10 protein-coding genes are annotated in these 12,741 nt (G+C 64.2%); all 10 read left to right on the top strand.

Going from position 1 to position 12,741, the window contains the following annotated elements:
* Window positions 1–4 precede the first annotated feature (4 nt).
* The 10 genes from JC881_RS20795 to JC881_RS20750 all read left to right on the top strand — a co-directional run bounded on the left by JC881_RS20795 (window position 5) and on the right by JC881_RS20750 (window position 12,660).
* The gene (locus tag JC881_RS20795) at window positions 5–997 is read left to right on the top strand and encodes a Bug family tripartite tricarboxylate transporter substrate binding protein (RefSeq protein ID WP_198787595.1); all 993 of its coding nucleotides are present in this window, start codon (window positions 5–7) and stop codon (window positions 995–997) included.
* A 111-nt stretch (window positions 998–1,108) separates the two neighbouring features.
* A complete protein-coding gene (gene asd, locus JC881_RS20790) occupies window positions 1,109–1,960 on the top strand; it encodes an archaetidylserine decarboxylase (protein WP_042578644.1) in 852 nt (283 codons plus the stop codon).
* A 179-nt stretch (window positions 1,961–2,139) separates the two neighbouring features.
* Window positions 2,140–2,556 (top strand): winged helix-turn-helix transcriptional regulator, encoded by a 417-nt coding sequence (locus JC881_RS20785; protein WP_198787594.1) that lies wholly within the window; start codon window positions 2,140–2,142, stop codon window positions 2,554–2,556.
* Window positions 2,557–2,633: 77 nt separating this feature from the next.
* Entirely contained in the window at window positions 2,634–2,984 is a 351-nt protein-coding gene (locus tag JC881_RS20780; RefSeq protein WP_013540334.1) for an FKBP-type peptidyl-prolyl cis-trans isomerase, read from the top strand.
* A 156-nt stretch (window positions 2,985–3,140) separates the two neighbouring features.
* Window positions 3,141–3,707 (top strand): nucleotide exchange factor GrpE, encoded by a 567-nt coding sequence (gene grpE / locus JC881_RS20775; RefSeq protein ID WP_198787593.1) that lies wholly within the window; start codon window positions 3,141–3,143, stop codon window positions 3,705–3,707.
* Between the two features lie 118 nt (window positions 3,708–3,825).
* Window positions 3,826–5,763 carry a molecular chaperone DnaK gene (dnaK, locus tag JC881_RS20770; protein WP_198787592.1) on the top strand — a complete coding sequence of 646 codons (1,938 nt, stop codon included), beginning with the start codon at window positions 3,826–3,828 and terminating at the stop codon, window positions 5,761–5,763.
* Window positions 5,764–5,871: 108 nt separating this feature from the next.
* Window positions 5,872–7,011, top strand: a complete 1,140-nt coding sequence (gene dnaJ / locus JC881_RS20765) for a molecular chaperone DnaJ (RefSeq protein ID WP_198787591.1) — start codon at window positions 5,872–5,874, stop codon at window positions 7,009–7,011.
* Between the two features lie 733 nt (window positions 7,012–7,744).
* Entirely contained in the window at window positions 7,745–9,667 is a 1,923-nt protein-coding gene (locus tag JC881_RS20760) for a PrkA family serine protein kinase (RefSeq protein ID WP_198787590.1), read from the top strand.
* Window positions 9,668–9,814: 147 nt separating this feature from the next.
* Window positions 9,815–11,107, top strand: coding sequence for a YeaH/YhbH family protein (locus tag JC881_RS20755; protein WP_198787589.1), 1,293 nt, complete (start codon window positions 9,815–9,817; stop codon window positions 11,105–11,107).
* The gene (locus JC881_RS20750; RefSeq protein ID WP_198787588.1) at window positions 11,104–12,660 is read left to right on the top strand and encodes a SpoVR family protein; all 1,557 of its coding nucleotides are present in this window, start codon (window positions 11,104–11,106) and stop codon (window positions 12,658–12,660) included. Before JC881_RS20755 ends, JC881_RS20750 begins: the two co-directional genes overlap by 4 nt.
* Window positions 12,661–12,741 lie beyond the last annotated feature (81 nt).

Here is a 12,741-nt window from a genome sequence, read left to right as displayed (position 1 = left end):
CGACATGCAACGCCGAACACTGATCCGAACCGCCCTCGCCGCTTCGCTGGCGACCGCCCTGCCCGCGTTCGCGCAGAGCAGCAACGCCTGGCCCACGGGCAAGGCCATCACCTACCTCGTGCCCTTTCCCGCGGGCGGCACCACCGACGTGCTGGGCCGGCTGATCGGCCAGAAGCTGGGCACCGTGCTGGGCACGAGCGTGATCATCGACAACAAGGGCGGCGCCGGCGGCAGCGTGGGCTCGGAGATCGGCGCGCGCGCCGCGCCCGACGGCTTCACGCTGGTGGGCGGCACGATCAGCTCGCACGCGATCAACGTGAGCCTGTATCCCAAGATCGGCTACGACCCGCAGAAGTCGTTCGCGCCGGTCACGCTCATCGGCACCAACCCGGTGGTGCTGGTGGTGAACCAGGCGAGCCCCTACAAGACGCTCAAGGACGTGCTGGATGCGAGCAAGGCCAAGTCGGGCGGGCTCTCGTCGGCCTCGGCCGGCACGGGCACCTCGCAGCACCTGGCGCTGGAGCTGCTGGCGTTCAAGTCGGGCGTGAAGTTCACGCACATCCCGTACAAGGGCAGCGGCCCGGCGATCCAGGACGTGATCGGCGGCCAGGTCGACATGATGTTCGACACCACGGTGGTCGCGGGTCCGCACATCCAGAGCGGCAAGCTGCGCGCCATCGCCGTCACCTCGGCCAAGCGCCTGGCCTCGATGCCCGACGTGCCGACGGTGGCCGAATCGGGCATCGCGGGGCTGAAGGATTTCGAGGTGGTGTCGTGGCAGGCGATCTTCGTGCCCGCGGGCACGCCGGCGCCGGTAGTCGAACGCCTCCACACCGAGATCCGCAAGGTCCTCGCGACGCCCGAGATGCAGGACAAGCTCAAGGGCTTCGGCATGGAGCCGGCCGATCTGTCGACCGCGCAAATTGCCGCGTTCCAGAAGGCCGAGGTGGAGAAATGGGCCGCGGTGATCAAGGCGGCGGGCATCAAGGCAGAGTAGCCGGCCGGTCGAGCCTCGGGGCCAACTTGAACCGAGGGAAGCTTCCTACGTCTCGCGAGGAAGGCGCTTTATAGAATGCCCTTCCGACCCCCATTCGAGGCTTCCCCCAACGTGTCCGACCGCTCCGCAGTTCTGCCCCAATACCTGTTCCCCAAGCAGGCCCTGACCAATTTCGCCGGCTGGGTCGCGGGGAAGGAACGCGGTGCCGTCACCACATGGATCATTCGCCGCTTCGTCGCCAAGTACGGCGTGGACATGGGCGAGGCGCTCGAGTCGGACATCGAGCACTACAAAAGCTTTAACCAGTTCTTCACGCGCGCGCTCAAGCCGGGCATGCGCCCGCTTGCGCAGGCCGACCTGGTGTGCCCGGTGGACGGCGCGATCAGCCAGTTCGGCGCGATCGAGGGCGACCAGATCTTCCAGGCCAAGGGCCACAACTACACGACCACCGCGCTGGTCGGCGGCGACGCCGCGCTGGCCGCGAAGTTCGCGCACGGCAGCTTCGCCACGCTCTACCTGAGCCCCAAGGACTACCACCGCATCCACATGCCGTGCGACGGGCGGCTCGTGCGCATGATCCACGTGCCCGGCGACCTGTTCTCAGTGAACCCGACCACCGCGCGCGGCGTGCCCGGGCTCTTTGCGCGCAACGAGCGTGTGGTGTGCGTTTTCGAATCGGCGCGCGGGCCCTTCGTGCTGGTGCTGGTGGGCGCCACCATCGTCGGCAGCATGGCCACCGTGTGGCACGGCGTGGTCAATCCGCCGCGCGTGGGCGAACTGCGCGAGTGGCACTACAACGACCAGCAGATCGACATCAAGAAGGGCGACGAGATGGGCCGTTTCTTGCTCGGCTCCACCGTCGTCATGCTGTTCCCGGCGCCTGCGCTGGCGTTCAACCCCGACTGGTCGCCCACCCGCGCAATCCGTCTGGGCGAAGCCATGGCCGACTACACGAATTTGTGAGGCTTTGTCTCACAGCCCGCATGCAGCATGCCCTTATAGCTATAAAACTAGTAGCATCCACATCGTTTGCGCTATAGTCGCCGGCCGGCAGGACGGTCCATAACCGATCACAAACAAGAGCGCGCGGCATCGGCCACCCACAGGCCCGCAGCCCGCCCAGCTTCGAGGAGATGATGTCGATGAGTACCAAGGAAAACGCAGCCGTCAGCCAGTTGCTCGCACTGCTGGAAGCCCGCTATGCGCTGCGTGTGCTCTGGGCCCTGCGCGACGGCCATGCCCAGACCTTTCGCCTGCTGCAGGACAGCGTGGGCGGCATCACTCCCAACACCCTGAACACCCGCATCAAGGAACTGCGCGAAGCCGGCATCGTGAGCCATGGCAGCGACGGTTATTGCCTCACCTTGAGCGGGCAGGACCTGCTCAAGCGGCTGTCCGACCTGCAGGCCTTTGCCGGCAAATGGCAGTTGGGCCAGTTGAAGAAAGCGGCCGCGCCGGCGGCAGTTGCGGCCAGTGCGCCAACTGTGCCCGTCGCGCCTCCGGCCCCTTCCTCGCCGCCTCCGCCGCCCCCTGCGCCGCCTGCCGATACGACGGGCTGAGCGGGCCGCCATCCGGCATCGGTAAACTTCGCGCCTTCGATCCAATTCACCATTCATCGACGCAAGGAGCGTTTCCCATGCCTACCACCCCCTCCGGCCTGCAGTACGAAGACACCGAAGTCGGCACCGGCGCCGAAGCCAAGGCTGGCCAGCACGTGCATGTGCACTACACCGGCTGGCTCTACAACGACGGCGTGCAAGGCGCCAAGTTCGATTCGAGCCGCGACCGCAACGACCCCTTCGCGTTCTCGCTGGGCGCCGGCCAGGTCATCAAGGGCTGGGACGAAGGCGTCGCCGGCATGAAGATCGGCGGCAAGCGCACGCTGATCATTCCCGCATCGCTGGGCTATGGCGCCCGCGGCGCCGGCGGCGTGATCCCCCCGAACGCCACCCTCAAGTTCGACGTCGAATTGCTCGACGCGCACTGATCGCTCCCCAGCCAAGTCTTGGCACACAGGCCCGGTTTCGGGCCTTTTTCATGCCTCGACGGGCCCTTTTTCCGCATTTTTTCGCTTGAAATGCCCCTGGCCAGCCCCAAGTGGCTGGCTATCGTTTGTTTTCCGGCGCACGCCGTTCTTTGAAAAATGTCTGACCCGCAACAATCCGCACAGAATTCGCAAATGCTGCAAGGCGAGCCCAGTCCCGAAGAACTGGAGGCCGCGCAGGCCGCCAATGAAGCCGACGCATTGGCCGCGGCGCAAGGCGAGTTGGCCGCGCTGCAGGCCAAGAACGCCGAATTGGCCGATCAATACCTGCGCGCCCAGGCCGACGTTCAAAACGCCCGCCGCCGCGCCGACGACGAAATCACCAAGGCCCGCAAATTCGCGGTCGAGGCGTTCGCCGAAAGCCTGCTGCCGGTGACCGACAGCCTGGAAGCCGGCCTGGCCATCAAGGACGCCACGCCCGAGCAGATCCGCGAAGGCGCCGAAGCCACGCTGCGGCAGTTGAAGAGCGCGCTGGAGCGCAACAAGGTGATCGAAGTGGCCCCGGCCGCCGGCACCAAGTTCGATCCGCACCAGCACCAGGCCATCTCGGTGGTGCCCGCGCCCGATCAGGAACCCAACACCGTGGTGAGCGTGCTCCAGAAGGGCTACACCATCAACGAGCGCGTGCTGCGCCCGGCGCTGGTCACGGTCAGCGCGCCGAAGTGACCACGGTCCATCGGCACACAAGATTCCCACAGGAAATCCCCGCTTCTTCCCTTGAATCGAGCTGGGTTATCCACAAGTTCATAACAACATATTTTTCAGGCTTTCAGGAGTAAAGAACATGGCAAAGATCATCGGCATCGACCTCGGCACCACCAACTCGTGCGTGTCGATCATGGAAGGCAACACCACGCGTGTGATCGAGAACTCGGAAGGTGCCCGCACCACGCCGTCGATCGTCGCGTACCAGGAAGACGGTGAAGTCCTGGTCGGTGCCTCGGCCAAGCGCCAGGCCGTGACCAACCCCAAGAACACGCTGTACGCGATCAAGCGTTTGATCGGCCGCAAGTTCGAGGAAAAGGAAGTGCAGAAGGACATCGACCTGATGCCCTACACCATCGCCAAGGCCGACAACGGCGACGCATGGGTCGAAGTGCGCGGCAAGAAGATGGCGCCCCAGCAAGTCAGCGCCGACATCCTGCGCAAGATGAAGAAGACCGCCGAAGACTATCTGGGCGAACCGGTGACCGAAGCCGTGATCACGGTGCCGGCCTACTTCAACGACGCCCAGCGCCAGGCCACCAAGGACGCCGGCCGCATCGCGGGCCTGGACGTCAAGCGCATCATCAACGAGCCCACCGCTGCGGCCCTGGCCTTCGGCCTGGACAAGCAGGACAAGGCCGACCGCAAGATCGCCGTGTATGACCTGGGCGGCGGCACCTTCGACGTGTCGATCATCGAAATCGCGGACGTGGACGGCGAGAAGCAGTTCGAAGTGCTGTCGACCAACGGCGACACGTTCCTGGGCGGCGAAGACTTCGACCAGCGCATCATCGACTACATCATTGCCGAGTTCAAAAAGGAACAGGGCGTCGACCTGAGCAAGGACGTGCTCGCGCTGCAGCGCCTGAAGGAAGCGGCTGAAAAGGCCAAGATCGAACTGTCGAACAGCGCGCAGACCGACATCAACCTGCCCTACATCACGGCCGATGCCTCGGGTCCGAAGCACCTGAACATCAAGCTCACCCGCGCCAAGCTGGAGAGCCTGGTGGACGAGCTGGTCGAGCGCACCATCGCGCCCTGCCGCCTGGCCATCAAGGATGCCGGCATCAGCGTGAGCGACATCAACGACGTGATCCTGGTCGGCGGCATGACCCGCATGCCCAAGGTGCAGGAAAAGGTGAAGGCCTTCTTCGGCAAGGAACCGCGCAAGGACGTGAACCCGGACGAAGCCGTGGCCGTCGGCGCCGCCATCCAGGGCCAGGTGCTCTCGGGCGACCGCAAGGACGTGCTGCTCTTGGACGTGACCCCGCTGTCTCTGGGCATCGAGACCATGGGCGGCGTGATGACCAAGATGATCACCAAGAACACCACGATCCCGACGAAGTTCGCGCAGACCTTCTCGACCGCCGAGGACAACCAGCCGGCCGTGACGATCAAGGTGTTCCAGGGCGAGCGCGACATCGCCTCGGGCAACAAGGCGCTGGGCGAGTTCAACCTGGAAGGCATTCCGCCGGCATCGCGCGGCACGCCGCAGATCGAGGTGAGCTTCGACATCGACGCCAACGGCATCCTGCACGTGGGCGCCAAGGACAAGGGCACCGGCAAGGAAAACAAGATCACCATCAAGGCGAACTCGGGCCTCTCCGAAGACGAGATCCAGAAGATGGTGAAGGACGCCGAGCTCAACGCCGAAGACGACAAGAAGAAGCTCGAGATCGTGCAGGCCCGCAACCAGGGCGAGGCCATGGTGCACAGCGTGAAGAAGTCGCTGGACGAACATGGTGCGAGCCTGGAAGCCGCCGAGAAGGAAGCGATCGAGGCCGCGATCAAGGACGTCGAGGAAGCCCTCAAGGGTGAAGACAAGACCGTGATCGAGGAAAAGACCAACACGCTGATGACCGCAAGCCAGAAGCTGGGCGAGAAGATGTACGCCGAATCGCAGGCTGCGGCAGGCGCCTCGGCGGCGAGCGGCCCGGCTGGCGCGGAAGCTGCTGCGCATGCGCAGGCCGACGACAACGTGGTCGACGCCGAAGTCAAGGAAGTCAAGAAGGGCTGATCGCCAGCCGCTTGACCAAGGCTGGAACACCTGAAAGGGTGCTCCAGCCTTTCTCGCTTCCAGTCACCCGAGTTCCCGCTGCCTCCCGAGCCTCCTGATCGACCTGCCATGGCCACCAAACGCGACTATTACGAAACCCTCGGCGTCCCCAAGAACGCGAGCGAGGAAGAAATCAAGAAGTCTTATCGCAAGCTTGCGATGAAGCACCACCCCGACCGCAACCACGGCGACACCAGCAAGGACGCCGAGGCCAAGTTCAAGGAGGTGAAGGAGGCCTACGAGATGCTCTCTGACAGCCAGAAGCGCGCGGCCTACGACCAGTACGGCCACGCCGGCGTCGACCCCAACATGCGCGGCGGCCCGGGCGCGGAAGGCTTCGGCGGTTTCGCGGAGGCCTTCGGCGACATCTTCGGCGACGTGTTCGGCGGCGCGCGCGGTGGCCGCCAGGGCGGCGGGCGCCAGGTGTTCCGCGGCAGCGACCTGAGCTACGCGATGGAAGTCACGCTCGAGGAAGCGGCCGAGGGCAAGGAAGCCCAGATCCGCATTCCCAGCTGGGACAACTGCGACACCTGCAAGGGCTCGGGCGCCAAGCCCGGCACCAAGCCGATCACCTGCACCACCTGCCACGGCGCGGGCGCGGTGCAGATGCGCCAGGGCTTCTTCAGCGTGCAGCAGACCTGCCCCACCTGCCACGGCAGCGGCAAGATCATTCCCGAGCCCTGCACCGTGTGCCATGGCCAGGGCAGGATCAAGAACAACAAGACGCTCGAGGTGAAGATCCCCGCCGGCATCGACGACGGCATGCGCATCCGCAGCACCGGCAACGGCGAGCCGGGCACCAACGGCGGGCCGCCGGGCGACCTGTACATCGAGATCCGCCTGAAGAAGCACGAGCTCTTCGAGCGCGACGGCGACGACCTGCACTGCGTGGTGCCGGTCAGCGTGACGACGGCCGCGCTCGGCGGCGAGATCAGCGTGCCCACGCTCAAGGGCGCCGCGGCCATCGACATTCCCGACGGCACGCAGAGCGGCAAGCAGTTTCGCCTCCGCGGCAAGGGCATCAAGGGCGTGCGCTCGAGCTATCCGGGCGACCTGTACTGCCACGTGCGCGTGGAGACGCCGGTCAAGCTCACCGAGCACCAGCGCAAGCTGCTCAAGGAGCTGGACGAATCGCTCAAGAAGGGCGGCGACAAGCACAGCCCGACCGACAAGGGCTGGTTCGACAAGGCCAAAGAATTTTTCAGCTGAGCTGAGTCGAGCTGAAAGACGATCATCCCGCCGGGCACCAAAGACGTGCGGGAACGTGCAAGGCCCCGAGCCTCTGCGTGCACCGGTTGCCGCAGGGCCTCGGGGCTTTTCTTCGCCTGGGGCCGAAGCAGGAGCGCCAGCGCCTTCCATTCGACGCTCGGCCCCCGCTCCTCGGGCCGGTGCATCCAAGCCTCTGCGAGCGCCGTAAAGCACTGAGCCGGTGCCCGCCGCACCGTGCCGGTACGCACCGACTGGCGCCTGCGCTGCTTTCCCACGCGCACACGCGCCAGCCGCTCATGAAAAAGTGGCGCGAGGATTGCTTTTAGATATTTTTCGGATGTGCAATAAACCAAACGACAGATCGCGCGTTATTGCAGAGGAGCGTATGTTTTTATTGAGCCGAGGTGCTCAATAGGCGCGGTGTTCTCGGGAAAACACCAATGCCGTTCGATATAGGCATTTCACCCGGAGAGAATTGCGCGAGCGAGCCTTTTAATTTATCTGAAATTCTGAAAACCAGTTTGTATTTTTTTGGAACTTTACTCAGGAGTGGGGTCCCCAATAAATAAAACATTTGCCGCATTGAATGTTTGCTTTATCCTGATTGTTAGCAGGACGTTGTAGGGAGTTTTTTCACCGCATGCAGCGGGGGCGGGCACCTTTTAAATGCGCGCATTGCCTTTGCTGCAGGCTCCGGGGCCAAAAGCCCCACTGACCTGATGGAGGCGTGACCATGGATGTGATCAGCAACTTTGCCGCCCGTTACGAGCGCACCCGCGAGGAGGTGATCTCCCTGCAGGAATACCTGGATATCTGCAAGCGAGACGCCACCGCCTACGCCACCGCCTCCGAGCGCATGCTCAAGGCCATTGGCGAGCCCGAGCTGGTCGATACGCGCAACGACCCCCGGCTTTCGCGCATCTTCGCCAACAAGGTCATCAAGATCTATCCGGCGTTCAAGGAGTTCTACGGCATGGAGGACGCCATCGAACAGGTGGTGTCCTATTTCCGCCATGCCGCCCAGGGGCTGGAAGAAAAGAAGCAAATCCTTTACCTCCTGGGCCCGGTCGGCGGCGGCAAGAGCTCCATCGCGGAGCGCCTGAAGCAGCTCATGGAGCACGTGCCCTTCTATGCGATCCACGGCTCGCCGGTGAACGAATCGCCCCTGGGGCTCTTCGACACCCTGGAAGACGGCGAGATCCTTGAAAAGGAATACGGCATTCCGCGCCGTTACCTGAACCGAATTCTCTCCCCTTGGGCCGTCAAGCGCCTGGAGGAATACGGCGGCGACATCCGCCAGTTCAAGGTGGTCAAGCGCTTCCCCTCGGTGCTGCGGCAGATCGCGGTCGCCAAGACCGAGCCGGGCGACGAGAACAACCAGGACATCTCCTCGCTGGTCGGCAAGGTCGACATCCGCAAGCTGGAGACCTATGCCCAGGACGACCCGGACGCCTACGCCTACTCCGGGGGCCTGTGCCTGGCCAACCAGGGCCTGCTGGAATTCGTGGAAATGTTCAAGGCGCCCATCAAGGTGCTGCACCCCTTGCTCACGGCCACGCAGGAGAGCAACTTCAAGGGCACCGAAGGCTTCGGCGCCATTCCCTTCGACGGCATCGTTCTGGCGCACAGCAACGAGAGCGAGTGGAAGGCCTTTCGCAACAACAAGAACAACGAGGCTTTCCTCGACCGGATCTACATCGTCAAGGTGCCCTACTGCCTGCGCGCCTCCGAAGAAATCAAGATCTACGAGAAGCTGGTGCGCAACTCGTCGCTCGCGCAAGCGCCCTGCGCCCCCGGCACGCTGCGCATGATGGCCCAGCTGTCGGTGCTCACGCGCCTGAAGGAGCCCGAGAATTCCAGCACCTTCAGCAAGATGCAGGTGTACGACGGCGAGAGCCTGAAGGACACCGACCCGAAGGCCAAGTCGATCCAGGAGTACCGCGACTACGCGGGCGTGGACGAAGGCATGAGCGGCGTCTCCACGCGCTTCGCCTTCAAGATCATCTCCAAGGTCTTCAACTTCGACAGCTCCGAGGTCGCCGCCAACCCGGTGCATCTGATGTACGTGCTCGAGCAGCAGATCGAGCGCGAGCAGTTCCCGCCGGAGGTCGAGCAGAAGTACATCAGCTACATCAAGGAGCTCCTGGCGCCGCGCTATGCCGAGTTCATCGGCAAGGAAATCCAGACCGCCTACCTGGAGAGCTACAGCGAGTACGGGCAGAACATCTTCGACCGCTACGTGACCTACGCCGACTACTGGATCCAGGACCAGGAGTTCCGCGACGTGGACACCGGCGAAGTGTTCGACCGCGCCTCGCTCAACGCCGAACTCGAGAAGATCGAGCGGCCCGCAGGCATCGGGAACCCGAAGGACTTCCGCAACGAGATCGTCAACTTCGTGCTGCGCGCACGGGCCGGCAACGCGGGGCGCAACCCGGCGTGGACCAGCTACGAAAAGCTGCGCGCGGTGATCGAGAAGAAGATGTTCTCCAACACCGAGGAGCTCCTGCCGGTGATCAGCTTCAACACCAAGAGCAGCGCCGACGAGCAGAAGAAGCACGAGGACTTCGTCACGCGCATGGTCGAGAAGGGCTACACCGCCAAGCAGGTGCGGCTGCTCTGCGAGTGGTACCTGCGCGTGCGCAAGAGTTCGTGATATGGCACACCCCCAGGCTTCGCGCACTTCGTGTCGCTTCGCCAACCCCCTTGCAGGGGGCAACGCCAGCGGCCCGGCGGAGCCGGTTCCGCGGCGTTTCACGACGGCACGCATCTTGATTTGATATTGAACGGAGGCTTTCCCATCGTGGCCATCCTGCAGCAGATCATCGACCGCCGGCTCTCGGGCAAGAACAAGTCCATCGGCAACCGCGAGCGCTTCCTTCGGCGCTACAAGGGACAGATCCAGGAGGCGGTGCGGCGTGCAGTGAGCGGCCGCAACATCCGCGAACTGGAGCAAGGCGAAGACGTGACCCTGCCGCGCCACGATGTGTCCGAACCGGTGTTCGGGCATTCCCGTGGCGGCGACCGCGAGTACGTGCATCCGGGCAACCAGGAGTACCTGAAGGGCGACCGCATCGCGCGCCCCGAAGGCCAGGGTGGCGGCGGCTCCGGGAGCGGCGAGGCGGGCGACGGCGGCGAAGGCGAGGACGACTTCGTCTTTCGCCTCACCCGCGAGGAATTCATGCGCGTCTTCTTCGACGACCTGGCGCTCCCGCACCTCATCCGCACGCAGATCGCCGACGTGCCCGAGTGGAAGAGCCACCGCGCCGGCTTCACGAGCGACGGCTCGCCCAACAACCTGCATGTGGTGCGCTCGATGCGCGGGGCGCTCGCGCGCCGCATCGCGCTCGGCGGCGAACCGCGCAAGGAACTCAAGCGCCTGGAGGCGCACCTCGTGCACCTGAAGGCGCATCCGCAGGCCACGACGGCGCTGATCGAGAAGGAAATTCGCGAGACCGAGGAGCTCATCGCCGAGCTGCGCCGCACCATGCGGCACGTGCCCTACATCGACCCCATCGACCTGCGCTACCGCAACCGCGTGAAGACGCCGGTGCCCAGCGCCAAGGCCGTGATGTTCTGCCTCATGGACGTGTCGGGCTCCATGGACGAAGCGCGCAAGGACATGGCCAAGCGCTTCTTCATGCTGCTCTACATGTTCCTCACGCGGCACTACGAGACCATCGACCTCGTGTTCCTGCGCCATCACACGCAGGCGCAGGAAGTGACCGAGGAAGAGTTCTTCCACGCCACCGAAACCGGCGGCACCGTGGTCTCCAGCGCGCTGGTGCTGATGGACGAGATCATCAAGGCGCGCTACCCCAGCGGCGAATGGAACGTCTACGGCGCGCAGGCCAGCGACGGCGACAACTGGCACCAGGACAGCGGCCGCTGCCGCGAGCTGCTGGTCAACGACATCCTGCCGGTGGTGCGCTACTACGCCTACGTGCAGGTGGCCGAGACCGAGCAGAACCTGTGGCAGGAGTACGCGCAGCTCGAAGGCGTGCAGCCCAACTTCGCGATGCGCAAAGTCTCCGACGCGCAAGACATCTACCCTGTGTTCCGCGACCTGTTCAAGAAGGAAGGGGTCACCTCATGAACACCACCGCCACCGATCGCCCGCCCGCCGACGGTACGTCGGAGCGCCTGGAGCGCCTTCCGAGCCCCTCGGACTGGACCTTCGAGCTGATCGAGACCTACCACACCGAGATCGCCAAGACCGCCAAGGGCTTCGGCCTGGACACCTACCCCAACCAGCTGGAGGTGATCACCGCCGAGCAGATGATGGACGCCTACGCCAGCGTGGGCATGCCGATGATCTACCGCCACTGGTCGTACGGCAAACAGTTCATCGCCACCGAGAAGAACTACAAGCGCGGCCACATGGGCCTGGCGTACGAGATCGTCATCAACTCCGACCCGTGCATCGCCTACCTCATGGAAGAAAACACCATGGCCATGCAGGCCCTGGTGATCGCGCATGCGGCCTACGGCCACAACAGTTTCTTCAAGGGCAACTACCTGTTCCGGATGTGGACCGATGCGTCGTCCATCATCGATTACCTGGTCTACGCGCGCCACTACATCGCCGAGTGCGAGGAGCGCCACGGCCTCGACGCGGTCGAGGAACTGCTGGACTCCTGCCACGCGCTGATGAACTACGGCGTCGACCGTTATCGCCGTCCGCAGAAGCGCTCGCTCGCGCAAGAAAGCGTGCAGCGCGCGGACCGCGAGCGCCACATGCAGCAGCAGGTCAACGACCTCTGGCGCACGCTGCCCAAGCGCGCCGAGCAGGCAGCCGAATCCGATGCCACGCGGCGCTTTCCCTCGGAGCCGCAGGAGAACCTGCTCTACTTCATCGAGAAGAACGCGGCGCTGCTCGAACCCTGGCAGCGCGAAGTGGTGCGCATCGTGCGCAAGATTGCGCAGTACTTCTATCCGCAGCGCCAGACGCAGGTCATGAACGAAGGCTGGGCCACCTTCTGGCACTACACGCTGCTCAACACCATGTACGAGCGCGGCCAGCTGGCCGATGGCTTCATGATGGAATGGCTCAGTTCGCACACAGGCGTGATCTTCCAGCCGCCGGTGGGCCACCGCGCCTACAGCGGCATCAACCCCTATGCGCTGGGTTTCGCGATGTTCACCGAGCTGCGCCGCATCTGCGAGAAGCCCACCGAGGAAGACCGCCGCTGGTTCCCCGACTTCGCCGGCAGCGACTGGGTCAAGACGCTCGACTACGCGATGCGCAACTTCAAGGACGAGAGCTTCATCGGCCAGTTCCTGAGCCCCAAGACGATGCGCGATTTCCGCCTGTTCTCCATTCGCGATTACCAGAGCGAGTCGGAGCTCGAGGTGTCCGCCATCCACGACGACAGCGGTTACCAGTCGCTGCGCGAATCGCTGTCACGCCAGTACGACATCAGCAGCCGCGAGCCCGACATCCAGGTGTGGAACGTGGCCACGCGCGGCGACCGCTCGCTCACGCTGCGGCACACGCAGCGCAACAACCTGCCGCTACACGACGGCGCGGAAGAGGTGCTCAAGCATGTCGCGCGGCTCTGGGGCTTCGACGTGCATCTCGAAAGCATCGACAGTGCGGGGCGTATCAGCCGCAGTTGGAAGGCCACTGCGCCCAAGCAGATGTACTGACACTGCCTGCTGGTTCGGGGCGGCACTCACGCCGACGGTGGGCTCTGTTTCGCGAATGTCCCCCGGCTTCGCCTCCTCCTT

Source organism: Variovorax sp. IB41 (assembly GCF_016405905.1).
GTDB lineage: Bacteria > Pseudomonadota > Gammaproteobacteria > Burkholderiales > Burkholderiaceae_C > Variovorax.
Note: the sequence above shows the minus strand (reverse complement) of the source record. Positions and strands in the feature narration are given on the sequence as shown.